This is a genomic window from Bradyrhizobium prioriisuperbiae, assembly GCF_032397745.1.
Classification (GTDB): domain Bacteria; phylum Pseudomonadota; class Alphaproteobacteria; order Rhizobiales; family Xanthobacteraceae; genus Bradyrhizobium_A; species Bradyrhizobium_A prioriisuperbiae.
Window position 1 is genome coordinate 5104920 of record NZ_CP135921.1, and the last position, 23627, is coordinate 5128546.

At 63.8% G+C, this 23627-nt stretch carries 19 protein-coding genes and 1 pseudogene; 11 read left to right on the forward strand and 9 right to left on the reverse strand.

Annotated features, from left to right (window positions below; genetic code table 11):
• Window positions 1-3: 3 nt before the first annotated feature.
• Window positions 4-1743: a nitrilase-related carbon-nitrogen hydrolase gene (locus RS897_RS24180; protein WP_315831247.1), complete on the forward strand. Its 1740-nt coding sequence runs from the start codon at window positions 4-6 to the stop codon at window positions 1741-1743.
• Window positions 1744-1750: 7 nt separating this feature from the next.
• Here the strand turns inward: RS897_RS24180 and RS897_RS24185 are convergent, their stop codons facing one another.
• Entirely contained in the window at window positions 1751-2800 is a 1050-nt protein-coding gene (locus tag RS897_RS24185; protein ID WP_315831248.1) for an SMP-30/gluconolactonase/LRE family protein, read from the reverse strand.
• A gap of 116 nt (window positions 2801-2916) precedes the next feature.
• Here RS897_RS24185 and RS897_RS24190 point away from each other — a divergent pair, with 116 nt between their 5' ends.
• Window positions 2917-3843, forward strand: coding sequence for a LysR family transcriptional regulator (locus RS897_RS24190; RefSeq protein WP_315831249.1), 927 nt, complete (start codon window positions 2917-2919; stop codon window positions 3841-3843).
• Here the strand turns inward: RS897_RS24190 and RS897_RS24195 are convergent.
• A complete protein-coding gene (locus RS897_RS24195; RefSeq protein ID WP_315831250.1) occupies window positions 3808-4566 on the reverse strand; it encodes a sulfite exporter TauE/SafE family protein in 759 nt (252 codons plus the stop codon). The genes RS897_RS24190 and RS897_RS24195 overlap by 36 nt on opposite strands.
• Before the next feature lie 308 nt (window positions 4567-4874).
• On the opposite strand from RS897_RS24195, the gene RS897_RS24200 reads away from it, so the two are divergent.
• Window positions 4875-5174: an HU family DNA-binding protein gene (locus RS897_RS24200; protein ID WP_315831251.1), complete on the forward strand. Its 300-nt coding sequence runs from the start codon at window positions 4875-4877 to the stop codon at window positions 5172-5174.
• 78 nt (window positions 5175-5252) lie between these two features.
• Here the strand turns inward: RS897_RS24200 and RS897_RS24205 are convergent, their stop codons facing one another.
• Both RS897_RS24205 and RS897_RS42315 read right to left on the reverse strand, forming a co-directional pair.
• Window positions 5253-5624 (reverse strand): alkyl sulfatase C-terminal domain-containing protein, encoded by a 372-nt coding sequence (locus RS897_RS24205; protein WP_315831252.1) that lies wholly within the window; start codon window positions 5622-5624, stop codon window positions 5253-5255.
• 57 nt (window positions 5625-5681) lie between these two features.
• Window positions 5682-5768: pseudogene (locus RS897_RS42315) on the reverse strand (alkyl sulfatase dimerization domain-containing protein); the annotation flags it as partial.
• A gap of 209 nt (window positions 5769-5977) precedes the next feature.
• On the opposite strand from RS897_RS42315, the gene RS897_RS24210 reads away from it, so the two are divergent.
• The gene (locus RS897_RS24210; protein WP_315838725.1) at window positions 5978-7768 is read left to right on the forward strand and encodes a chloride channel protein; all 1791 of its coding nucleotides are present in this window, start codon (window positions 5978-5980) and stop codon (window positions 7766-7768) included.
• Window positions 7769-7792: 24 nt separating this feature from the next.
• Here the strand turns inward: RS897_RS24210 and RS897_RS24215 are convergent, their stop codons facing one another.
• Window positions 7793-8974, reverse strand: coding sequence for a cytochrome P450 (locus RS897_RS24215; RefSeq protein ID WP_315831253.1), 1182 nt, complete (start codon window positions 8972-8974; stop codon window positions 7793-7795).
• A gap of 220 nt (window positions 8975-9194) precedes the next feature.
• Between RS897_RS24215 and RS897_RS24220 the strand changes: the two genes are divergently transcribed.
• Window positions 9195-10370, forward strand: coding sequence for an IS481 family transposase (locus RS897_RS24220; RefSeq protein WP_315831254.1), 1176 nt, complete (start codon window positions 9195-9197; stop codon window positions 10368-10370).
• Between the two features lie 123 nt (window positions 10371-10493).
• On the opposite strand, the gene RS897_RS24225 is transcribed toward RS897_RS24220, so the two are convergent.
• Window positions 10494-11303 carry a helix-turn-helix transcriptional regulator gene (locus RS897_RS24225; RefSeq protein ID WP_315831255.1) on the reverse strand — a complete coding sequence of 270 codons (810 nt, stop codon included), beginning with the start codon at window positions 11301-11303 and terminating at the stop codon, window positions 10494-10496.
• A 230-nt stretch (window positions 11304-11533) separates the two neighbouring features.
• Here RS897_RS24225 and RS897_RS24230 point away from each other — a divergent pair, with 230 nt between their 5' ends.
• From RS897_RS24230 to RS897_RS24245, 4 genes are read left to right on the forward strand one after another with little or no spacing between them, the layout of a single operon-like run.
• Window positions 11534-12571, forward strand: a complete 1038-nt coding sequence (locus RS897_RS24230) for a branched-chain amino acid ABC transporter permease (protein WP_315831256.1) — start codon at window positions 11534-11536, stop codon at window positions 12569-12571.
• Window positions 12571-14352: a branched-chain amino acid ABC transporter ATP-binding protein/permease gene (locus RS897_RS24235; protein WP_315831257.1), complete on the forward strand. Its 1782-nt coding sequence runs from the start codon at window positions 12571-12573 to the stop codon at window positions 14350-14352. The genes RS897_RS24230 and RS897_RS24235 overlap by 1 nt, the downstream gene beginning before the upstream one ends.
• A complete protein-coding gene (locus tag RS897_RS24240) occupies window positions 14349-15074 on the forward strand; it encodes an ABC transporter ATP-binding protein (protein WP_315831258.1) in 726 nt (241 codons plus the stop codon). The genes RS897_RS24235 and RS897_RS24240 overlap by 4 nt, the downstream gene beginning before the upstream one ends.
• 41 nt (window positions 15075-15115) lie before the next feature.
• On the forward strand, window positions 15116-16264 hold the full coding sequence (locus RS897_RS24245; RefSeq protein ID WP_315831259.1) for an ABC transporter substrate-binding protein: 1149 nt from the start codon (window positions 15116-15118) through the stop codon (window positions 16262-16264).
• A 42-nt stretch (window positions 16265-16306) separates the two neighbouring features.
• Here RS897_RS24245 and RS897_RS24250 read toward each other — a convergent pair whose 3' ends face one another.
• The 3 genes from RS897_RS24250 to RS897_RS24260 all read right to left on the reverse strand — a co-directional run bounded on the left by RS897_RS24250 (window position 16307) and on the right by RS897_RS24260 (window position 18838).
• The gene (locus RS897_RS24250) at window positions 16307-17659 is read right to left on the reverse strand and encodes an O-antigen ligase family protein (RefSeq protein WP_315831260.1); all 1353 of its coding nucleotides are present in this window, start codon (window positions 17657-17659) and stop codon (window positions 16307-16309) included.
• 204 nt (window positions 17660-17863) lie between these two features.
• Window positions 17864-18136, reverse strand: coding sequence for a PilZ domain-containing protein (locus RS897_RS24255; protein ID WP_315831261.1), 273 nt, complete (start codon window positions 18134-18136; stop codon window positions 17864-17866).
• Between the two features lie 204 nt (window positions 18137-18340).
• A complete protein-coding gene (locus RS897_RS24260) occupies window positions 18341-18838 on the reverse strand; it encodes a peptidase associated/transthyretin-like domain-containing protein (RefSeq protein ID WP_407654290.1) in 498 nt (165 codons plus the stop codon).
• A 243-nt stretch (window positions 18839-19081) separates the two neighbouring features.
• Here RS897_RS24260 and RS897_RS24265 point away from each other — a divergent pair, with 243 nt between their 5' ends.
• Window positions 19082-20815 (forward strand): NADH-ubiquinone oxidoreductase-F iron-sulfur binding region domain-containing protein, encoded by a 1734-nt coding sequence (locus tag RS897_RS24265; RefSeq protein ID WP_315831262.1) that lies wholly within the window; start codon window positions 19082-19084, stop codon window positions 20813-20815.
• Window positions 20812-23598 (forward strand): formate dehydrogenase subunit alpha, encoded by a 2787-nt coding sequence (gene fdhF / locus RS897_RS24270; protein ID WP_315831263.1) that lies wholly within the window; start codon window positions 20812-20814, stop codon window positions 23596-23598. The genes RS897_RS24265 and fdhF overlap by 4 nt, the downstream gene beginning before the upstream one ends.
• Window positions 23599-23627: the final 29 nt, after the last annotated feature.

The following is a 23627-nucleotide window of genomic DNA, read 5'->3' on the forward strand; positions in this document are numbered from 1 at the left end:
GGCATGCTGCGGGTTCACAAGGTCGCTACGGTTCAGTTCGAGCCGACGATGTTCGACAAGGCGCGCAATATCGCGCGTCTTCTCGAGCTGTGCGAGGCGGCGGCGAAAGCCGGCGCCCGCCTCATCGTCACCCCGGAAATGGGCACCACCGGCTATTGCTGGTTCGATCGCGCGGAGGTGGCCCCGTTTGTCGAGACGATTCCGGGGCCGACCACCGACCGCTTCATGGCGCTGGCCCGGCAGTATGATTGCTACATCGTCGTCGGCTTGCCGGAGGTCGACGACGACGACATCTATTTCAACAGCGCGGTGCTGGTCGGCCCCGATGGCGTGGTCGGCTGGCACCGCAAGAGTCATCCTTACATTTCCGAGCCGAAATGGTCGGCGCCGGGCGATCTCGGCCATCAGGTGTTCGACACGCCGATCGGGCGCATCGCGCTCCTGATCTGCATGGACATCCACTTCATCGAGACCGCGCGACTGGCGGCGCTGCAGGGCGCCGACGTCATCTGCCATATCTCCAACTGGCTGGCCGAGCGCACGCCGGCGCCATACTGGATCAGCCGTGCGTTCGAGAACGGCTGCTATGTGATCGAGAGCAACCGCTGGGGGCTGGAGCGCACCGTGCAGTTCAGCGGCGGTAGCTGCGTGATCGCGCCGGATGGCACCGTGCCGGCGGTGATCGACAGCGGCGACGGTTTTGCGCTCGCCGAGATGGACCTCGACTTCGCGCGGGCACGGCAGGTCTCCGGCGAAGCGGTGTTCGCTCAGCGCCGGCCCGCGCTCTATGCGGAGCTCTTGACCAACACCTTCAGCTGGAATCCGCACGACTTTTTCGGGCTCTACGGCCACAAGCCGTGGCCGGTGGGACGTCAGTCCCGTATCACGGTCGCGCAAATGACGCCCGGCAACAATGTCGAAGCCAATCTCAATCGCATCGCAGTCCTTGTCGAACAGGCAAAGACGCAGCATGCGGCCGACCTCGTTGTGTGTCCCGAACTCGTGTTGAGCGGCCTTGCCGATCCCGCCGCGTCAGCACAGCCGATACCAGGCCCGGCCACGGATCGGCTCTGCCGGCTGGCGGCACAGCTCGATCTGCATCTCGTGGTCGGCCTCGCCGAGCGCGACGGCGGCACCCTTTATAATAGCGCCTGTCTGATCGGCCCGGACGGATTGATCGCGCGTTATCGCAAGATCCATCTCGCCGAGGCCGATCGCGCCTGGGCCACCGCCAGCGACACCTGGACGGTGGCCGACACGCCGCTCGGCCGCATCGGCCTGATGATCGGCCACGACGCAGCGTTTCCCGAAGCCGGGCGCATTCTTGCGCTGCGCGGTTGCGACATCATCGCCTGTCCGTCGGCGATCAAGGGCGGCTTCTGCTCGCCGCATGCGGGCACATCGGTGACGCAGAGTGCGCCGATCCCGACCGGCGCCGATCCGCATCATTGGCATCACTACCGGGTCCGTGCCGGCGAGAACAACGTGTTCCTCGCCTTTGCCAACGTGTTCGATCCGGCGAATGGCTACCCCGGTCTCAGCGGTGTGTTTGGTCCGGACACGTTCGAATTCCCGCGCCGCGAGGCGATTATCACCGATGGTGCCGAGATAGTGACAGCCGTAGCCGACACCAGCAATCTCGACAGCGCCTATCCGACCAATGTCGTCCGCCGCAAGGACCTGATGCTGATGCGGCTGCCGCATCATTATCGCGATCTGATCCGGTCGGAGCGCAACGGCTGAGCGGCGTTCAATCCTTTGCTGCGGCCGGGATCGCAAAGCGCGCGATGCGCTCGCCGGTGAAGCTGCCGACCCAGAGCATGCCGTCTATCTCCACCGCGCCGGTGGCGCCGCCAAAGCCGGTCGCGGCGAAGGACTGTTCGTCTCCGTTCAGCAGCGGCGTGACGGCAAGAGTCACCGGATCGACCCGCGCCACCGCAAACCCCATCGGGCAAGGCTTGCCGGTGGTGGAGTTGGTGAACAGGTCCCGCGGTTCGGCGATCTGTCCGGCCACCAGCAGGTCGCCATCGGCGGTCCAGCGCAGATTGTCGGTCAGGAACGAGGTGGTGACGAAATGCGCGTCGCCACCGTCGATCGGAACGCGCCAGATCCGCCGCAACGCCCATTCGGCGACGATGATGGTCCTGCCGTCCGCGGTCGTCGCGATGCCGTTGGCACCGGACAGGCGCGGCGAGGGCAGTTCGCGCCAGCCCTGATCGGGTGACCAGCGCCAGACGCCGCCGGTGGGGGCGCCCGCAGCGAACTTGTCGATGAACGATGCGTCCCGCGGGTCGTACATGCTGCTGATGACAAAGCCGCCATCGGGCATCGGTGCAATGCCGTTGGCCCAGGCGCCCGGTGGCAGCTCGATGCGGCTGACGGATGCGACCGTCGGGCGGCCGCCGTCGCCGCTCTCCAGCACAAAACGGTCGATCGCCTCGCTGCCGCCGTGGTCGACCACCAGCAGTTCGAATTGCCCGGTACCAAGCGCGCGCGCATTGATGCCGTGCGGTGCGAAGGCTGCGGCGTCGGGGCCGCCCTTGATCGGTGTGACCGAGGGATAGAGTGTCATCGCCGTATCGGGGTGCCGGGTGTCGAGCAGATAGAGGCGTCCCGGCTGCTTGTCGGAGCGCATGCCGCTGACCACCACCCACGGCGTACCGGGCAATTGCATCAGGTCTTCCGGATTGGAGACGCCGGTCACGAATGCGCGCGGGGTCTGCACCGTGGCTGCGGTCGGTGCGGCGGCGAGCAGCGTCGTGGCCACCAGGAGGGAGCGGGGGAGCTTCGGTGTCGTCATGGCCATCCTTCTGATCGGGAGCAACTGCAGTTGGCCTGACGCTAATACGGAGCGTTTGGACGATAAACGGACGCCATATCCGTTGATAACGGAGTAAAACTCTCTAATCTGTCCACATGGACAGTCTCAGCGGCCTCATCGCCTTCGTACGCACGGCGGAAACCCTGAGCTTCGTGGCGGCCGGGCGCTTGCTCGGGGTGTCAGCATCCGCTGTCGGCAAGAACGTGGCCAGGCTCGAGCAAAGCGTTGGTGTCCGGCTGTTCCAGCGCAGCACCCGCCGCGTCAGTCTCACCAACGAGGGGGCGCTGTTTTACGAGCGCTGCCGCCGCGTGCTCGACGAGCTCAGGGATGCGGAGGCCATGCTGTCGCAGTCCGCGCTGGTGCCGCGCGGCAGGCTGCGCGTCAGTCTGCCGACCATCGGCTATCGCTTCCTGATGCCGATCCTGCCGGAATTTTCCGCGCGTTATCCCGAGGTCGAGCTCGATCTCGATTTCGACGACCGCATCCTGGACGTGATCGAGGAGGGGCTCGATGTCGTGGTGCGCAGCGGCGAACTCGCGGACTCCCGGCTGATGTCGCGGCGTCTCGGCGCATTCCGCTTTGTGCTGTGTGCATCGCCGGCCTATCTCGCCGCCCATGGCGAACCGCGGACGCCGGGCGATCTTGCGCAGCACAAATGCCTGCGCTTTCGTTTTCCGACCACCGGCAAATTGCAGGACTGGTCGCTGCGTCATGAGGCCGGTGCGGGCGAACCGCGGATTCCGGTGACGATGGTGTGCAACAACATCGAGGCGCTTCGTGCGGCCGCGATCGGTGGGATGGGCATCGTGCATATGCCGGATTTCCTGGTGCGCGACGCGATCGCGTTGGGCAGCTTGCGCACCGTGCTCGACGGCGACATGATCAATCCCGGCCAGTTCTGGGCCTTGTGGCCGTCAAGCCGGCAGTTGTCGCCCAGACTGCGGGTGTTCGTGGATTTTTTGAGCGAGAGGCTGTTCGTTAGCCAGCTAGTGCATGTAGCCGGTAACACCGTCCCACAGTAGCTTCAGCGCCGTCACCACCAACAGCCCGTAACAGGCCTTGTAGAGCTGTTGCTGGTCCAGCCGCTGGTGCAGCTTCCAGCCGATCCACACCCCGAGCGGGATCGCCGGCACGCACAGCGCCATCAGCATCCAGAGCGGCGTTGTCGGCTTCACCAGCAATAGCCAGGGTACGGCTTTCAGCGCGTTGCCCACGGTGAAGAACAGACTGGTCGTTCCGGCATAAAGCTCCTTGGTCATGCCCAACGGCAGCAGGTACATCGCCAGCGGCGGTCCGCCGGAATGGGCAACCATGGTGGTGACGCCCGAGGCGAGGCCGGCCGCGACCGCCTTGGGCGTGGAGCGGGGCCGCACCACCACCTGTCCGCCGCTGCGCAGCCACAGGGCCGCGAACAACAGCGTAATCAGGGCCATGACAATGGCCACCGCCCGATGATCCAGCAACCGGAGGCCGACATAGCCGAGACCGATGCCGATGACGAGCGTGGGCACCAGCACGGCAAGGTCGGGCCGCGACCAGGTCGAGGGCTTCCAGTAGCGCAGCGCGAACAGGTCCATCCCGATGAACAGCGGCGCCAGCAGCGCGCCGGCGGTCAAGGGATCCATCACCAGCGACAGCAGCGGAATGCCGATAATGGCAAAGCCGCCGCCGAACGCGCCCTTCATGAACGCGATGACGAACACACCAATGAAGGCAACAAGAAGGGTGATGGGCTCGATTGGCACGGGGGGCAGGCTCTGAGAATGAAGCCGCAGGATGCCACAAAAACCCGCGGAGCACAGCGGTTGCCACCCGTGCGGGGGTGCAAAGGGCCTGAGATTCGCGGAGATCGCGCCTTGTTCGGTTCGTCCGGCGTGCGGATCGCCTATGGCTGAGGGCATTTTCGGCGCCACGGGCCGGTCCGAATCGCCAAAAAGGCTATTTTTTCGGGTTTTTTGCTCAACAAAACTGTGCAGATCACGAAAAGGACGGTTTTCATAGCGGATTTGCAATATGGTGATTGCGTCCGAATCACTTTTTCCAAGGAGACACTATGGCCGCCCAACTGACGAAGTCGCAGCTGATCGAACAGATCTCGACCACCACCGAACTGGCTAAGAAGGACGTCAAAGGCGTTCTCGAGACGCTGGCCACGGTCGGCTACAAGGAGCTGAAGAAGAACGGCCTGTTCGTCGTTCCCGGCTTTGCCAAGTTCGTCGTCATCAAGAAGCCCGCCACCAAGGCGCGCAAGGGCACCAACCCGTTCACCGGCGAACCGATGACCTTCAAGGCCAAGCCGGCCCGCAAGATCGTCCGCGCCCGCCCGGTGAAGGCGGCGAAGGAAGCTGTGTAAACGCCCATTCGGCGTTGACCAGGAAAGGCCCCCTTTTGGGGGCCTTTTTTGTTGGGGTGAGTTTTTCGCCGGAGCTGCTCACGGCTCGACGATGGCGAAGACCGGGCTGAAGGTATCGAACAGCGACAGCAATTCGAGCAGCCGGCCGGCATTGCCCGCGAAGGTGATCTCGCCGCTGGCGGCGGCCTGCGGAAACGTCGTCTGCTGCAGCATGATTGCATTCAGTGTCTTGCGGGTCGGTGTGAGGGTGGCATCGGCGTGCGCGACCGGCTTCTTGGCGCGGTGGGCCAGCGCCGAGTTCTCCAGGTTCAGCACGATGGACTGATCGGTGTCGGTGAAAACCCAGTTCAGCACCATTCGCTTGCCGTTCGCCTTCGGCCCGTTGAGGCGCACCGCCAGCAGATCGAAGAACACATCCAGCGGCAGCGCCGCCAGTGCATCTGCGGGCACACCAGTGCGGCCTGCGAGTTTCGGCGGCCCATTGCGCAGTTCATGCGCTGCGAACAGCTAGGAGTTGCGCCATGTGGCGGCCTCCGAGAGGTAACCAAGCTGCTCGCAGGCATCGGCAGCGAGGTTGCGGGCGTCTGCGTTGGACGGATCCGCGGCTCGGGGGTGCGCGCCCGTTCAGCGTCCGTTAATGACGGGGCGCGCCCGATTCAATGACAGAGGTCTGCGTCTAGTGGGACACTATTCGTGTTGCGGCGCAAGGTATTCGAACCTATGAAGTGGCCGAACGGCGCCATCGTGGGCGTCGCGCATGATGCGCCTTATCATGTGTCTTGCCTGGGATATGCTGCGTGCTGATGCTTGCACGGATTGGTCGCCTGATCGACCATCTCGGCTCCAAGGGCGTGCTCTCCACGCTGCGGGCACTGCTGCGCGGCAACGAGTTCTTTCTGGTCCCGCTGGCATTGCTGGTCGGTGTGGTGGCCGGCGCGATTGTCACGCTGATGAGCGAGATCGCCCAGGTTGCGCATGTTCTGATCTTCGGCATTCCGATCGACGTGCGCCTCAGCGCCAACGAGATCGTCAATCCCTGGGCCGCGATGATCGCGCCGGCGGCGGGCGGCCTGCTGCTGGGCCTGATGGAATGGTCGCGCCGGCGCTGGAAGATCTCCAACGCGGTCGATCCGATTGAAGCCAATGCGCTGCGCGGTGGCCGCCTGTCGTTGCGCGACAGCGTCGTGGTCAGCAGTCAGACCCTGATCTCGAACGGCTGCGGCGCGTCGGTCGGGCTGGAAGCAGGCTATACCCAGATCGGGGCAGGGGCGGCATCGCTGCTCGGCCGCTTCTTCAACCTGCGGCGCAACGATTTGCGCCTGATCGTGGGCTGCGGTGCCGCCGGCGCCATCGCCGCCGCTTTCGGCGCGCCGATCACCGGTGCATTCTATGCTTGTGAATTGATCGTCGGCGTCTATTCGGTATCGAGCGCGGCGCCGATCCTCGCGGCGTCGCTGTCGGCGGCCCTTACCGCACGCTGGCTCGGCGGCGCGCCTTATTCCCTCAATGTGCCTCAGGTCGGCGCGGTCACCGGTGAGCAATATCTTGCCATCATCGTGCTGGCGCTGATCGTTGCGGCGGTCGGCATCGTGGTGATGCGAAGCTCGGCGCTGGTGGAGCGGGTCTTCAACCAGCCTTGGTTGCCGGTCTGGCTCAAGACCCCGATCGGCGGACTTTGCATCGGCGGGATGGCCATCTTGACGCCACAGGTGCTGGCGGCGGGACACGGCGCGATGGTGCTTGACCTGCATCGCAGCATGGCGATGGACGTCATTGCCATGATCATCGGCCTGAAGCTGTGCGCCTGCCTGATCTCGCTGGCCTCGGGCTTTCGCGGTGGTTTGTTTTTCGCATCGCTGTTCGTCGGCAGCCTGATCGGCAAGCTCTATGCCATGGTGCTGCAGCTTCCGATGTTCGGCATTCCGCTCGATCCGCTCGCCAGCATGCTCACCGGCATGGCGACACTCGGTGTCGCGATTGTCGGTGGTCCACTCACCATGTCGTTCCTGGTGCTGGAAATGACCCGCAGCGTCGACGTCACTGCCGCGGTGCTGGCGGCCTGCATCGTCACCAGCGTGTGCGTGCGGGCGCTGTTTGGCCATTCTTTCTCGACCTGGCGGCTGCATTTGCGCGGCGAAACCATTCGCAGCGCCAACGATGTCGGGTGGCTTCGCAATCTCACGGTGGAACGCATGATGCGCACCGATGTCGCGTCCATCCCCGCGACCGCAACGATTGCCCAGTGTCGCGGTGAATATCTGCTCGGGTCGCGCCAGGCGGTGATCGCCGTCGATGGCCTGAACAGGTATTGCGGCATCGTGCTGCTGCCGGAGCTTTTCTCCGGCGATCTCGACAGCATTGCCGACGAAATCCAGGTGATCGAGCTGATCAAGTTTCAGGACGTCACGCTGTTTCCGGCCATGAACGTCAAGTCGGCAATGAAGGTGTTCGACGATGCCGGGGCCGAGGTGCTTGCGGTGACGGAGGCCGGCGGCAGTCGCAAGGTGATCGGCTTTCTGACCGAATCCTATGCGCGGCGCCGCTATGCGGAAGAGCTCGACCAGGTGACGCGGGGGCTGCTGGGGCAGGTGTGACCGCTCGACCGGTGTTGCGCTCCGTCAGCGCGGAACGGTTGCATCCCACGTCACCAGCAAATTGAGCAGGCCGCGGAATGCCCAGCCGCCGATCCGCACCGGCTCGTCGTCACGCAATCGCAGATTTTTCAGCCGTGCAAAGATCGTTGGCAACGCTACGTCGGCGAGCATGGACCGTGACGCCCATGCGCCGGCACAGAAATGAGGACCGGCGCCGAATGCGATGCTCCGGGAGGCATCGCGTCGCACGTCGAACTGCTGGCCATTCACGAAGTGCTTTTCATCGCGGTTGGCCGAGCCGAACATGAAGAAGACGCGGTCATCAGGTTCGAAGGCGATGTCGCGGATGGTCCAGGGCTTGGCGATGCGGCGCGGCGACATACCGATTGGCGAGATCCAGCGCGCATATTCCTCGAACACCTGCAGCCACGATACTTCGTCGGCGCGCGCGAGCGTGAGCTGGTCGGGGTGGGTCAGCAGCGCCCACACCGTGCCGGCCACCGCGTCGCGCGGCTCGTTCTGGCCGCCGCTGATGGCGAGTTTGATGTTGGCGCGGATGCTGTCCATCGCCATGCCGGCGGCAAGCGTGACCCCGAGCAGGCTCTGATCCGGGGTCTTGCTCAGTGTCGGCAGCATATCGTCGATCGCGGCGTCGATGCCCGCGGTCGCCGCGTGGCAGCGCGCCTCCACCGCCGGGTCACCGGCATAATTGGCGATACCGTCGATCATCGCCTGCGACCAGGCGTTCATGTCCTCGAAACGCATGTTGGTGAGGCCGGTGATCGACTTCAGGCATTCGGCGGAAAACGGCAGGGCGAAGTCTTTGACAAAATCGACCCGCTTCCCTGGATCGAGCGTATCGATGATGCGGTCCGCATGGGCCTGGAACTGGGCGGTCCAGTGCGCCTTCACGGTTTTCGGCGAAATGGTTGGGAAGATCGCCTTGCGCTCCGCCATGTGCGCGTCGCCGTCCTTGCGCATCATGTTGTGGCCCATCAGCCTGTTCATCAGGCCTTCGGGCTGGTGCGAGCTGAACACGTCGATCTGCTTTTCCGAGACGAAGATGTCGTCGCGGCTGCTGAACAGCGTGCTGCCGAGCTGCGGTACGAACGCGATCGGCGCCTCCCTGCGCAGCCGCGCCAGCGCCGGATAGGGATCGCTCCAGAACGCGGCGAGGTCGATGTCGATGTGAGGTGCGGTGCTCAACGGAAGCCTCGGGGTGCGGATGTCCGATGCTGCTGAGGATAGGCCCGGACGGGCAGGGCGTCTGTCCCTATGGTTTGGGACGGGGTTTGCGTAGGCATAACATCCCCACTCCGTCATTGCCGGGCTTGATGTTTAGCCCGGACAGATCACTGACAGGTGTTCGGAGACATAGCTAACACGTCAAAATGGCTGGATTGGTCCTGTTTGGGAGGCCCTTTCCATGCCCTGGCGCGAGGTGTCGGCGATGGATCAACGACGAGAGTTTGTGCTGCTTGCACAGCAAGAGGGAGTGAACCGGCGAGAACTCTGCCGGCAGTTCGGCATCAGTCCATACATCGGCTACAAATGGCTGGCTCGCTGGCAAACGGGCGATCAAGAGCTGGCCGATCGTTCCCGCCGACCGCATGCGATGCCCAAGCGCAGCGACGCTGCAATCGAGGCGCAGGTACTGGCTGTTCGTGACAAGCATCCGGCCTGGGGAGCACGCAAGATTGCCCATTGCCTGAAGCGGGGTGGGCAGACGGTGCCTGTACCGTCCACGGTGCATCAGATCCTGTGTCGGAACGGCCGGATCAAGCCGAGCGAGCATGCGCCGCCAAACCCGGGCCATCGCTTTGAGAAGGAAGCTCCCAATCTGTTGTGGCAGATGGACTTCAAGGGCGACATCTTGCTCACCAGTGGGAGGGAATGCCATCCGCTGACCGTCGTCGATGATCATTCGCGCTATGCTCTGTGCTTGAAGGCTTGCGCCAACGAGCAGCGTCTGACCGTGCAGGAACATCTGACAGCCACCTTTCGCCGTTATGGCCTGCCAGAGGCCTTCTACACCGACAACGGCTCACCCTGGGGCGACACGTCCGGCGTTCATTGGACCGGACTGAAGGTATGGCTGCTCAAGCTCGGCGTCAGGGTGGTGCATGCCAGACCGCGCCATCCGCAGGCCCGCGGCAAGAACGAACGCTTCCATCGCACCCTGAAGGCGGAGGTGTTTGCCATGCGTCGCTTCCGCACCCTGCCGGAAGTCCAACGAGCCTTCGACGCCTGGCGGATGGTCTATAATCTGGAGCGTCCTCATCAGGGGCTCGGCATGAACGTCCCTGCCGATCGCTTCCGGCCCAGTTCCCGCGCCATGCCGCCTCGACTTCCCGAAGTCCAATACGACAGCGGCGACATCGTTCGTAAGGTCTCGTCGACGCGCAGCTACATCTCCTTCAAGGGGCGGATGTGGAAGGTTCCGCAGGCATTCTTTGGTGAGCGCCTCGCTATCAGGCCGCTGGACCGTGACGGGCACTATGGAATCTTCTTTGCCAGTTGGCAGGTCGCAACGTTTGACTTGACCAATGGCCAACCTGTTAGTGATGTGTCCGAACAGGTGTTAGCTATGTCTCCGGGCTAAACACTTGACCCGGCAATCCAGCTTTCTTCGAAATCACCATGCGAATTCAGCGCTTAAGCTGGATCCGCGGGTCAAGCCCGCGGATGACGCTGAGTTTGGAGAAGCACCTTCCACCAAACACACTCAATTCAACCCATGCACCGGCGTCTGCATCAACAGCTTCAGCACGATGCCGAACAGCTCGTTCTGCGATGAGATCCCGAGCTTCTCATAGGCACGCTTTCGATAGGTCAGCGTCGAGTGGATGCTGATGTCGAGGTCGGCCGAGATCGCTTCCGAACTCAGGCCCGAGAGAATGCGCTGGCAGACTTCTTTCTCCCGGCTTGTCAGGCAACTGAGCGCCTTATGGGTTGCGAACAGCGTGCCCAGGTTCTGACGCGGCGTATCTGGTGCGGCCGGCGCCTGCTCGAAATGGCGGGCCACCACGGCGCTGATCGCCGGCGCGATCCGCTTCAGCCGTTCGATCTGCGCCCGCTCGAAGCGCCCCTGGGCGGTGATCCGATAGAAGTTCACATAGAAGCAGGTGCCCTCGACCCAGATGGCGGTCGCGAACTTGTCGACGATGTCGGAATCCTCGAAAAACAGCTTGCGGTAGCTGTCGTTGTACATGCGCCGGGCGAAGGTCGGCAGCAGGATCGGCGCCGCGCTTGTCCGATGGCTGAAGATGGTGTCGCGGTTCGGGTCGGCCTGGTGGAAATGTCCGGAATAGGCCTGACCGAGATCGCCACCGATCGGGATGTTGCCGACATCGAGCAGGCAGCGCGCAGAGCGTTCGCCGGCGAACGAAAACACCATGCAATGGCCGACGTCGGCGACACGGCGCAGCGTGCTCAGCAGCGTGTCGGCAAATCCCGGCCGGCCGATCGCAAGCACCGCACCGGCGACGTCCTGCTCCCTCGGCACGGCTGCCCTGAAAGCTTCACCCGCGCTCATCGTCTCCTCCAAATTCCTTATTTTCCCGAACTTTACCAGCAAGGCGGCGGCGCCGGAAGCGCCGGGGATGCACTGTCCCCCGGGGAGCAATCCGCTCAATCATGTTGCGATGCAGGAACCGATGCGCCGTCGCTAGCCCTAGGGACAGACGTCCCCCAGCAGGCATCGTAGGTTGGAGGCCGCAGTCCTGGCCATTGTGCCGGCTGATCGGGGGAAAGGCGGCGCTCGGGGTGGATCTCACGATATTCCTGTTCCTGCTGCAAGACGGCATCATCAATGGTGCGGTTTATGCGCTGGTTGCGCTGGCGCTGGTGCTGGTGTTCGCCGTCACGCGGGTGATTCTGATTCCGCAGGGCGAGTTTGTCGCGTTCGCCACCCTGACGGTGGCGGCGCTGGAGAACGGCAAGCTGCCCGGCACAGTGTGGCTGCTGATCGCGCTGGGCGTGCTCGCGGCCGTCTCGGAACTCGTGCAATACCGGCGCGAGATCACGCTGGCGCGGATCGTCCGCATTGCCGCACTCGATCTCGTTGTGCCCGTCCTGCTCGCGCTGCTGGCGAATGTGCTTGCGCCGTTGAAGCTCGGCCCGGTGCTCTCGGGCACACTCACCGTGCTGCTGATCCTGCCGATGGGGCCGATGCTCTACCGCATCGCCTTCGATCCGATCGCGAAATCGGGTGTGCTGGTGCTGCTGATCGCGGCGTTCGGCGTGCATTTCTCGCTGATGGGCCTTGGCCTGGTGTTCTTCGGCCCCGAAGGCGTTGGCACCGCGGCGCTGTCGTCGCAGTCGTTCACCCTGGGATCGCTGGTGATCACCGGGCAGAGCGTGATGGTGCTGCTTGTCACTGTCGTATTGCTGGTCGTGTTCGCGGTGTTCTTCCAATGGTCGCTGTTCGGCAAGGCGCTGCGGGCCTGTGCCTCGAACCGGATCGGCGCGCGGCTCTCAGGCATCCCAACCGCGCTGGCGGGGCAGGTCGCGTTTGCCATCGCGGCCGGTCTTGGCGCGGTGTCCGGCGTGCTGATCGGGCCGCTGATGACGGTCTATTACGACAGCGGTTTCCTGATCGGGCTGAAGGGCTTTGTCGCCGCCATCCTCGGTGGCCTGGTCAGTTATCCGCTTACCGTGCTGGCCGCGCTCGGCGTCGGCTTCTCCGAAGCGCTGTTCTCGTTCTGGGCGAGCTCGTTCAAGGAAGTCCTGGTGTTCGCCCTGATCATCCCGGTGCTGATGTGGCGCTCGCTGACCTCGGCGCCCGGCGGGGGCCACAATTGATGGCGCGCTGGATCAGACAGCATCACCGCTGGATCGAAATCGGGGCCGCACTCGTTGTGCTCACGCTGCCGTTCAGCGGGCTGGTTTCCGATTTCTGGGTGGCGCTGCTGAACGATATCGGCATCGCCAGCCTGGTGGCGCTGGGGCTGGTCATTCTCACCGGGGTCGGCGGCATGACCTCGTTCGGGCAGGCGGCTTTTGTCGGCTTCGGCGCCTACACCAGCGCGGTGCTGACGGTGCATCTCGGTCTCTCGCCCTGGCTGACGCTGCCGATTGCGGTGGCCGTCACCATGGCCTGCGCGCTCTTGATCGGCGCCGTCACGGTGCGGCTGTCGGGACATTACCTGCCGCTCGGCACCATCGCCTGGGGCATCTCGTTTTTCTATCTGTTCGGCAATGTCGAATGGCTGGGCGGCCATGACGGGCTGTCCGGTATCCCGCCACTGCGCATCGGCGCTCACGCGCTGACCGGCGCGAAGGATTATTTTGTCGTCGTCTTTGTCGCGCTGCTGCTGGCCATCGTGGCCACGCGCAACCTGCTACGCGGGCGGATGGGCCGCGCAATCCGCGCATTGCGCGACGATTCGCTGGCGGGTGAAGCGTTCGGCATTCATCCTGCAGCCGTGAAGCTCGCCGTGTTTTTGTATGCGGCGATGCTCGCGGGGCTTGCCGGCTGGCTTTATGCTCACTTCCAGCGCTCGGTGTCGCCGGGGCCGTTTGGCATCACTGCGGGTACCGAATATCTGCTGATGGCGGTGCTCGGCGGCGCCGGCCGGATTTATGGCGCGGTGCTGGGCGCCGCATTGGTGATCCTGCTGCGCGATCAGTTGCAGTCATGGCTGCCGCTGGTCATCGGCAGCACGGGCAATTTCGAGACCATCATTTTCGGCGCGGTGCTGGTGCTGTTGCTGCGCACCGCCAGCGAAGGCCTGTGGACCAGGCTGGCCGGCGCGCAGGCTCCGCCGGATTTCGGCACGCCGTCCGGTGTCGTCACCGCGTCACGCCGCGAACGGCCGGAGCGTGATGCGCCGCTGCTCGAGGTCCGCGACCTGCGCAAGGCGTTCGGTGGCCTGATCGCCGTCAACGATGTGTCATTCGCGGTGCCGGCCGGGCGCATCGTCGGGCTGATCGGCCCGAACGGCGCTGGCAAAAGCACCAGCTTCAACCTGATCACCGGCGTGCTGGTGCCGAGCGCTGGCGAGGTGCTGTTTCGGGGGTATGAGGTTGGCGCACACACGCCGCAGCAGATGGCGCGACTTGGCGTGGGACGTTCGTTCCAGCATGCCGCCGTGGTGCCCGACATGAGCGTGGTCGAGAACGTCATGCTCGGCGCGCATCTGCGTGGCCGCGCGTCGATGCTGCGTGCCGTCCTCGGCCTTGATCGCAAGGAGGAGATCGTCCTGTTCGAAACCGCGTCGCGCCAGTTGGAGCGCACCGGGCTCGCCGAGATTGCGCTGGCGCCGGTCGGTACGCTGTCGCTGGGCCAATTGCGGCTGTTGGAAATCGCCCGCGCGTTGGCGCTCGATCCGCTGGTGCTGCTGCTGGACGAGCCGGTCGCGGGCCTGCGTGTCGGTGAGAAGAAGGCTTTGGCGCGGCTGCTGCGCGAGTTGCGGCAGGAGGGCATCAGCGTGCTGCTGGTCGAGCACGACATGGATTTTGTCATGAGCCTCGCCGACCATCTCGTGGTGCTGGACTTCGGCACCCGGATCGCGGAGGGCGACGCGCCATCGGTGCGCGACAACCCGCGCGTGGTCGAGGCCTATCTCGGAGGCGTCGAATGACGGCGCCGCTGCTCCATGTCGACGATCTCAGGGTGTCCTATGGTCATGTCGAGGTCGTGAACGGTGTCTCGCTCGGCATCGCCAAGGGCGGCCTGGTCACCGTGATCGGCGCCAACGGCGCCGGCAAGACCACGCTGCTCAACGCCCTGATCGGGTTGATCCCGAGCCGGGGCGCGATTGATTTCAACGGCGAGCCGGCTGCGATACTGCCGTTGGAGCAGCGGGTCAAACGCGGCATCGGCCTCGTACCGGAACGCCGCGAGCTGTTCGCCGACATGAGTGTCGAGGACAATTTGCTGCTCGGCGGTTTCCGCCGTTCGCGCGCGGAACGCGCCGAGACGCTGGCCTCGGTGCTGGAGCGGTTTCCGCGGCTGCGCGAACGTCACCGGCAGTTGGCCGGCACGCTCTCCGGCGGCGAGCGGCAGATGCTGGCGATGGGGCGCGCATTGATGGCGCGGCCAAAGCTGCTGATGCTGGATGAACCCAGCCTCGGGCTCGCGCCGCGCATCATCCGCGATGTGTTCGAGATCCTGGTGGGCCTGCGCGAGGCCGGCGTCTCCATTCTGCTGATCGAGCAGAACGCGCGTTCGGCGCTCAGGATCGCTGACTACGCCTATGTGATGGAGCTGGGGCGCATCACTGCGCAGGGGACGCCGGCGCAAATCTCGGAGGATGCCCAACTGGTTGAGAGTTATCTCGGGTTCGGCAAAAACGCTTACTGAACAAAAGAACGCTTATTGAATAAAAACAGGGGAGGAGATCGATGCGTCAATTTCTAGGAACAAGCCTGCTGGCGGCAGCGCTGCTGCTCGCTACTGGTCAGGCCCACGCAGACATCAAGGTCGGGGTCACCGTCAGTGCATCCGGGCCGGGCGCCGCGCTCGGGCAACCGCAGATGAAGGCCGTGGCCGCGCTGCCAAGGGAGATCGGCGGCGAGAAGGTCACCTATATCGCGCTCGATGACGAGTCCGATCCGACCAAGGCGGCGCAGAATGCGCGCAAGCTGGTGCTGGATGAAAAGGTCGACGTGCTGCTGGGCTCGTCGCTGACGCCGGTGTCGCTGCCGCTGCTGGACATCGCCGCCGAGAGCAAGACGCCGCTGCTGGCCATGGCGGCCTCAAACATCCTGGTTCAGCCGGTGGACGACAAACGCAAGTGGGTGTTCAAGGTGGTGCCAAACGACGACATCATGGCCACAGCGATGCTCACTTATATTGCCAAGACCGGTGCCAAAACCATCGCCTTCATCGGCGTGTCCGACGCTTACGGCGAGGGCTACTACAAGGTGTTGGCGGAGCTGGCGCCGAAACTCGGGCTCAGTATCGCCGGCAAGGAGGTCTATGCCCGCAGCGATGCCAGCGTCACTGGGCAGGTGCTGAAGACCCTGGCGTCGAAGCCCGATGCGGTCTTTATCGCCTCAGCCGGCACACCCGCGGTGCTGCCGCAGAAGGCGTTGCGCGAGCGTGGCTACAAGGGACCCATCTACCAGACCCACGGCGTCGCCACCGATGATTTCATCAAGCTCGGCGGCAAGGATGTCGAAGGCGCGATTTTTGCCGGCGAAGCCTATACCGTGGCGGACGATCTCGAAGCCAATGATCCGTTCCGGAAGGTGACCGCGGCTTACATCGAGGCCTATCGCGCCAGCCAGAACCAGCCGCCGGTGATCTTCGGCGCGCATGTGTTCGATTCCATGCAACTGGTGGCGAAGGCGCTGCCGGCGGCGCTGAAGGCCGGCAAGCCCGGCACGGCCGAATTCCGTAGCGCGCTGCGCGACGGCATCGAGCAGACCAAGGATGTCTATCTGAACAACGGCCTCGCCAACATGAGCCCGACCGACCACAACGGTTATGATCAGCGTTCGGCATTCATCATCAAGGTTGAGGGCGGCAAGTTCAGGCTGGTGAAATAAGCGGACGATAACGCGAACCGGTCCATGGCGGCTGCGGCATTGTCACGCCGCGGAATGAGCCGCCGTGGACTTCATTGATGGGGCGGTCTCCGTGCCGAGACGCCACGCCGTGCCACCCGCGATGCCCACCGCGAGCACATAGATCCAGCCCTGGTAGAAATCGAGCAGGTGGGAATTGAACAGCGAACTGACGATGTTCTGCACCACCGCCAGCGCGCCCAGCCAGCCGACGAATCCGGTGTGGCGGAACAGCAGCAGATGAGAGATCCACATCGCGTAGAGGGCGAAACAGCCGATCAGGCCCCATTGCACCGCGATAGCGAGTGTCTGGTTGTGCGGATTGCCGATCACGATTGCGGAGAGCCCGGTCTTGCCCACCGCGTCGCGCTCGAACATGGTTTTGATCGATCCTGTGCCGTGCCCCCAGAGCGGTGAGGATTGAAAGAAGGTGATGGACTTCTGCCAGAACTCCAGCCGGGCCGCGACCGAGACATTGGCATCGACGGCCACCTTGGTTTCATACGCGTCATACTCGCTGAAGATCTTCGAGACCTTCAGCCGCAGATTGGGCGAGGCCACTCCAATTCCGGCGCCGACCAGCGCGCACGCCAGCAATGCGACGAGGAGTTTCCTGCCGCTGAGATAACGCGCGATCAGCATCAGCAGCATCACCGGCAGGTACAAAAACGCGGTGCGCGCCACATTGATGAAGGCGAGATTGATCAGGAACGCAGCCGCGATCGCGATGAAGGCGATCGCCCATGATTTTCGGTTTCGGTTGAAGGCCTCGATCGCGAGGCCGGTAAGCCAGATGGCGCACAGCGCAAAGGCCTGGCTCTGGTCGATGTAGTTCTTCACCGGCACGCCGGGCTGATCGACCTTCATGGTGATGGCGAGTGTCGGCGACACGAACACCAGGAACGAATAGATCATCAGTACGACATTGGAGGCCACGAACGCCGTGAGGATCCATTTGGCGCGGGGCGATTCCCGGTAGTGATAGAACAGCAGCGGAATCAGCAGGAGTTTCGCGAGCTGGTCGGCGCCATGCAGCCGGTCGCGCATCGGAACACCGGTCGCCCAGGCCATGCCGACCACGGCGAGCAGAAACAATGCGATAGGCAGCAGGCAGGCCGGACGGTTCACTGCCGCCCAGAGCGGGCGAGGACGAACGGTCACCAGAAGCGCGGGCACCGCCGTGATCGCCAGACCCGAGGCGAGGGCTGTCGACCACGGCAGAAACAATACCAGCAGCACCACCAGGATGTCGACGGAGAGTTGCCGCGCCCGATGCCCGAGATGCGCGTCGGGCCCGCGCCAGATGTAAGCTGCTTTGACCCAGGTCTTGGTCGCAGCCCACACGTCAGGGGCGGGCGGAGTTTTTGCGGTCAGCATCGTCGGGGGCTCTGGTCGGGAGACGAACGATCGGCGGTCTGCCGGTGCAACACAAGTTACAGCACGGCCATATCACCGCTTACGCAGAAGCGCCAACGCCTCGGCAATTGGATAATGCGCGAAGCTGCACGACGAGGCGGCATCGCGACGAGGTCGGGGGACGGGGGGACGGCGACGAGGTCGCCGATCGGCAGGCGAGAAAGATCAGACCGGAACCATGAATTCGAGGCCGACGATGGATTCGTCGCGCCACACCAGGCGGCAGCGGGTGATCTTTCGCACGTCCTTGGAGAAGGCGACGCTCGGCTTGCCGTTGATCGGGTGGGGTTCGTGGACCTTGATCTCGGCGCGCCCATTGGACAGATCGAGCACCGCGCTGCGCTTGGCCGATCCGCCCTTGAGGGTCATCCACGCGTCATGCGGCGTCGCTTTGCGTTTCTTCGGTGTTTCTTTGAGGGATGGTTTGCGGGCGGGCATGCGGGAGTCTCCAATTGCTGCGGCCTTCTCCTAGCCGACAACACTTTCAGAAAATTTGAGGCAAATGCGGAGATCGGGAGTAAGCAGTTTACGTTTCGCTAACCATGTCTTTGCGGCGTGGCAATGGCGCTGGAGAGTTCTGCACCGCTATGACGTCGTCGGAAAATACGTATCACAGGGAGGCAAGCGCCTACTCGTTGCGGATTAACTCACTGGTTTCGGGGGCGGTTTTCGTTTGACAGGACGCGCTGCCGGGGGCCGCGCGATCGGCTGCATCGTGACGATGACCGGGTTGGGTTTGTGGTCGAGCGCAGCGCCGCTGGCGCCGTCGACAATCATCCCGACGCCGCCGCCGATTAAAATATTTCCGGCGAAGCCGACCGCGCCGTTCGAGGCAATCTCTTTCGACAGGTTGACCACCTGCGGCTCATATCCGTCCTTGTTGAAAGTGATGCTGATCTCGTCGCTGCGTTTGACCTTGATCGAACACGGCGTCACGCACGGCGCCGGATAGCTGGACCCCGAAACGACAGCATCCGCCCCTGATGGCGTTGATGAAATCGCGATCTGCTCTTCCCAGCCTCGCGTCACGGAGGCACAGCCGGCGCATGATATCGCCAGCAGACAAGCTGCTAAAATTCGCATTTTTGAAAACTCCCCAGACCCGGGTCCAATCCAAGCGCAACCGGGGCGCGCGGACAAGGGTATTTACGTCCGGGCAGCGAATTCTGCTGTGTCCCGGGTCCGGACCTGAAGCTCGGGCATGGGACATTTCCGCGGCCTGTCCGGCAGGCTAAACGGGCATAATCTCTAGACAATAAAGCGCACTGGCTTCCGCTCGCTGCCGGGTGGATGATGGGTGGGCGCGAAGAAAAAAGCGTTCTTGGCATCTGGCATGCCAAAGATTAGAATTGTTCTAGGGAACCCGGAAACGAGCGATTCTTAATGAGCAGCAATCACAGCCAGAAGGACCTGCAAAAGGTCCGTCCGTTCGAGCACCCGGGCGAGGGGCGCCGCCGGGCCAAGGCGACCCCGAAGGGGCGTCAGGTCGATCCCGATGCGGGGCATGAGATTGCCGAGCTGCTTGGTGACCGGCCGCGGCGCCGCGATCTGCTGATCGAACACCTGCACCTGATCCAGGACACCTACAAACAGATCTCCGCGGCGCATCTTGCGGCGCTGGCCGATGAGATGAAGCTCGCCTTCTCCGAGGTGTTCGAGACGGCGACATTCTATGCGCACTTCGATGTGGTGAAGGAGGGCGATCGCGCCATTCCGCCGCTCACCATCCGGGTCTGCGATTCACTCACCTGTGCGATGTTCGGCGCCGAGCAGTTGCTGCATGAACTGCAGAACACGGCGGGTCCCGAGGTCCGCGTCGTGCGCGCGCCCTGTGTCGGCCGCTGCGACACCGCGCCGGCGGTCGAGGTCGGCCATAACTTCGTCGACCATGCCACCGTCGACAGCGTGCTTGCGACAGCGAAGCGTGGTGACACCCATGCGCATCTGCCCGCTTATGTCGACTACGATGCCTACATTGCCAATGGCGGTTACAAGTTGCTTGAGCGCCTGCGCTCCGGCGCGCTCAGCCGCGATGACGTGCTGAAAGTGCTCGACGATGCGAGCTTGCGCGGGCTTGGCGGCGCCGGTTTTCCCACCGGGCGCAAATGGCGTGCGGTGCTCGGCGAACCCGGGCCGCGGCTGATGGCCATCAATGGCGACGAGGGAGAGCCCGGCACCTTCAAGGATCGTTATTATCTCGAAACCGATCCGCATCGTTTCATCGAGGGCATGCTGATCGGCGCGCACATGGTCGAGGCGGGCGAGGTCTACATCTATCTGCGCGACGAATATCCGGCGGCGCGTGCCATCCTTGAAACCGAGATCGCGAAAGTTCAAAGTGATTTTGCCGGCGGCCCGGTGCTGCACATGCGTCGCGGCGCCGGCGCCTATATCTGCGGCGAGGAATCCTCGCTGCTGGAAAGCATCGAAGGCAAGCGCGGCCTGCCGCGGCACAAGCCGCCGTATCCCTTCCAGGTCGGGCTGTTCGGCCTGCCGACCCTGATCAACAACATCGAGACGTTGTGGTGGGTCCGCGACATCGTCGAGAAGGGTGGCGCGTGGTGGACATCCCACGGCCGCAACGAGCGCCATGGGCTGCGCAGCTATTCGGTGTCGGGCCGCGTCAAGAATCCAGGCATGAAGCTCGCGCCAGCCGGCGTCACCGTGCGCGAACTGATCGATGAATTCTGCGGCGGCATGGCAGACGGTCATACGTTCCGCGCCTATCTGCCGGGCGGCGCATCCGGCGGCATCCTGCCGGCATCGATGGACGACATTCCGCTCGATTTCGGCACGCTGGAGAAATACGGCTGCTTCATCGGTTCTGCCGCTGTCGTCATCCTGTCCGATCAGGACGACGTGAAGGGCGCGGCACTGAACCTGATGAAGTTCTTCGAGGACGAGAGCTGCGGCCAGTGCACGCCCTGCCGGGCCGGAACCCAGAAGGCGGCGCTGTTGATGGAACAGCGGGTCTGGAACCGCGATCTGCTCAACGAATTGAGCCAGACGATGCGCGATGCCTCGATCTGCGGGCTCGGCCAGGCCGCTTCGAACCCGCTGACATCCGTCATCAAATACTTTCCTGATGAGTTCATGCCCAAGGAAGCTGCGGAATGAGCAAGGCTCCGACAAAAGCTCCGACCATCACCTTCGAGCTCGACGGCCAGCAGGTCGAAGCCACAGCCGGCGAGTCGATCTGGCAGGTCGCCAAGCGGCTGGGCACCGAGATCCCGCATCTCTGTTATTCGCCGGAGCCAGATTACCGCGCCGACGGCAACTGCCGCGCCTGCATGGTCGAAATCGAAGGCGAACGGGTGCTCGCAGCCTCCTGCAAGCGCACGCCAAGCGTCGGCATGAAGGTGAAGTCGGCGAGCAACCGTGCGGTCGCTGCGCAGAAAATGGTGATGGAGCTGCTGGTCGCGGACCAGCCGGCGCGCGCCACCTCGCACGATCCGGACTCGAAGTTCTGGCACTGGGCTGAAAAAGTCGGCGTCGAGGAAAGCCGCTTTCCGGCCGCCGAGCGCTGGTCCAGCGACACCACGCACCCGGCCATGAGCGTCAATCTCGATGCCTGCATCCAGTGCGGTCTGTGCGTGCGCGCCTGCCGCGAGGTGCAGGTCAACGACGTCATCGGCATGGCCTATCGCAGCCATGAATCGAAGATCGTGTTCGACTTCGACGATCCGATGGGAGAGTCCACCTGCGTCGCTTGCGGCGAGTGCGTGCAGGCCTGTCCGACCGGCGCGCTGATGCCCTCAGTGCTGCTCGACGAGCATCAGACCCGTACGGTGTACGCCGACAAGAAGGTCGATTCGCTGTGCCCGTTCTGCGGCGTCGGCTGCCAGGTGACCTATCAGGTCAAGGACGAGAAGGTGATCTATGCGGAGGGGCGCGACGGCCCCGCCAATCACAACCGGCTCTGCGTCAAGGGCCGTTTCGGCTTTGACTACATCCATCATCCGCATCGCCTGACCAAGCCGCTGGTGCGGCTGCCGAACGCGAAGAAGGATGCCAACGACCAGGTCGATCCGGCCAATCCGTTCACTCACTTCCGCGAAGCGTCGTGGGAGGAAGCGCTGGATATCGCCGCCAAGGGTCTCGTCAAGATCCGTGAGGAGAAGGGCGTCAAGGCGCTGGCCGGCTTCGGCTCGGCCAAGGGCTCGAACGAAGAGGCCTATCTGTTCCAGAAGCTGGTGCGCACCGGCTTCGGCTCCAACAATGTCGATCACTGCACGCGTCTCTGCCACGCCTCGTCGGTGGCGGCGCTGATGGAAGGCGTGAATTCCGGCGCGGTGTCGGCGCCGTTCGCCGCCGCCATGGATGCCGAGTTCATCATGGTGATCGGCGCCAATCCCACGATCAACCATCCGGTGGCCGCGACCTATATCAAGAATGCGGCCAAGCGCGGCGCCAAGCTGGTGGTGGCGGATCCGCGCCGGCAGACCCTGTCGCGCCATGCCACCACCCATCTGCAGTTCAAGCCCGGCAGCGACGTGGCGATGCTCAACGCCATGCTGCACACCATCATCACCGAGGGCCTGACGGACGATCAGTATATCGCCGGCTACACCGAAGGCTTTGATGATCTCAAGGAGCGCATCAAGGACTTCCCACCGGAGAAGATGGAAGCGATCTGCGGCATTCCCGCCGAAACGCTGAAGGAAGTGGCGCGGCTTTACGCGACGTCACGGGCCTCCATCATCTTCTGGGGCATGGGCATCAGCCAGCATGTGCACGGTACCGACAACGCGCGCTGTCTCATCGCGCTGGCGCTGACCACGGGGCAGATCGGGCGGCCCGGCACCGGGCTGCATCCGCTGCGCGGCCAGAACAACGTGCAGGGCGCCTCCGACGCCGGCCTTATTCCGATGTTTCTGCCGGACTATCAGCCGGTCGGTCGCACCGATTTGCGCGAGCCGTTCGAGCATCTGTGGAAACAGGAGCTCGATCCGGTACGTGGCCTGACCGTGGTCGAGATCATGAATGCGATTCACGCGGGCCAGATCAACGGCATGTACATCGAGGGTGAAAACCCGGCGATGTCGGACCCCGATCTGCAGCATGCGCGCGGAGCGCTCGCCATGCTCGATCATCTGGTGGTGCAGGATCTGTTCGTCACCGAGACCGCATTCCACGCCGACGTGATCCTGCCGGCCTCGGCCTTCGCCGAGAAGGATGGCACCTTCACCAACACCGATCGCCGGGTGCAGCTTGCGCGCCAGGTGATCAAGCCGCCGGGCGACGCGAAACAGGATCTCTGGATCATCGCGCAGATCGGCCAACGCATGGGGCTCGACTGGAATTACAGCGGCCCGGCCGACGTTTTCACCGAGATGACGCAAGTGATGCCGTCGCTGAAGAACATCACCTGGGAGCGGCTGGTGCGCGAAGGCGCCGTCACCTATCCGGTCGACGATCCCAGCAAGCCCGGCAACGAAATCATCTTCACCACCGGTTTCCCGACCCAAAGCGGCCGCGGCAAGATCGTGCCGGCGCATGTCATCCCGCCGGATGAATTGCCGGATCATGAATACCCGATGGTGCTCTCCACGGGACGTGTGCTCGAACACTGGCACACCGGCTCGATGACCCGGCGTGCCGATGTCCTCGACCAGATCGAGCCGGAGGCGGTGGCCTTCATGACGCCAAAGGACATGCGGCGGATGAAGATCGCTCCGGGCGATTTCGTGCGGCTGGAAACCCGCCGCGGCGCCGTCGAGATCAAGGTGCGCTCCGACCGCGACGTGCCGGAGAACATGGTGTTCATGCCGTTCTGTTATGCGGAGGCGGCAGCGAACCTGCTCACCAATCCGGCGCTCGATCCGTTCGGCAAGATTCCCGAATTCAAGTTCTGCGCGGTGCGTTGCGAGCGGATCGAGATGCGCACGGCTGCGGAGTGACCTAAACCCTCATGGTGAGGAGCGCATCA

What these genes read in the sequence shown, in the direction of transcription:
- RS897_RS24210 (WP_315838725.1), top strand. Translation starts at nt 5,978, where the DNA reads ATGCTTGCACGGATTGGTCGCCTGATCGACCATCTCGGCTCCAAGGGC.
- RS897_RS24185 (WP_315831248.1), bottom strand. Translation starts at nt 2,800, where the DNA reads ATGACGACACCGAAGCTCCCCCGCTCCCTCCTGGTGGCCACGACGCTG.
- RS897_RS24190 (WP_315831249.1), top strand. Translation starts at nt 2,917, where the DNA reads ATGGACAGTCTCAGCGGCCTCATCGCCTTCGTACGCACGGCGGAAACC.
- RS897_RS24240 (WP_315831258.1), top strand. Translation starts at nt 14,349, where the DNA reads ATGACGGCGCCGCTGCTCCATGTCGACGATCTCAGGGTGTCCTATGGT.
- RS897_RS24245 (WP_315831259.1), top strand. Translation starts at nt 15,116, where the DNA reads ATGCGTCAATTTCTAGGAACAAGCCTGCTGGCGGCAGCGCTGCTGCTC.
- RS897_RS24265 (WP_315831262.1), top strand. Translation starts at nt 19,082, where the DNA reads ATGAGCAGCAATCACAGCCAGAAGGACCTGCAAAAGGTCCGTCCGTTC.
- RS897_RS24235 (WP_315831257.1), top strand. Translation starts at nt 12,571, where the DNA reads ATGGCGCGCTGGATCAGACAGCATCACCGCTGGATCGAAATCGGGGCC.
- RS897_RS24225 (WP_315831255.1), bottom strand. Translation starts at nt 11,303, where the DNA reads ATGAGCGCGGGTGAAGCTTTCAGGGCAGCCGTGCCGAGGGAGCAGGAC.
- fdhF (WP_315831263.1), top strand. Translation starts at nt 20,812, where the DNA reads ATGAGCAAGGCTCCGACAAAAGCTCCGACCATCACCTTCGAGCTCGAC.
- RS897_RS24180 (WP_315831247.1), top strand. Translation starts at nt 4, where the DNA reads ATGCTGCGGGTTCACAAGGTCGCTACGGTTCAGTTCGAGCCGACGATG.
- RS897_RS24255 (WP_315831261.1), bottom strand. Translation starts at nt 18,136, where the DNA reads ATGCCCGCCCGCAAACCATCCCTCAAAGAAACACCGAAGAAACGCAAA.
- RS897_RS24220 (WP_315831254.1), top strand. Translation starts at nt 9,195, where the DNA reads ATGCCCTGGCGCGAGGTGTCGGCGATGGATCAACGACGAGAGTTTGTG.
- RS897_RS24200 (WP_315831251.1), top strand. Translation starts at nt 4,875, where the DNA reads ATGGCCGCCCAACTGACGAAGTCGCAGCTGATCGAACAGATCTCGACC.
- RS897_RS24250 (WP_315831260.1), bottom strand. Translation starts at nt 17,659, where the DNA reads ATGCTGACCGCAAAAACTCCGCCCGCCCCTGACGTGTGGGCTGCGACC.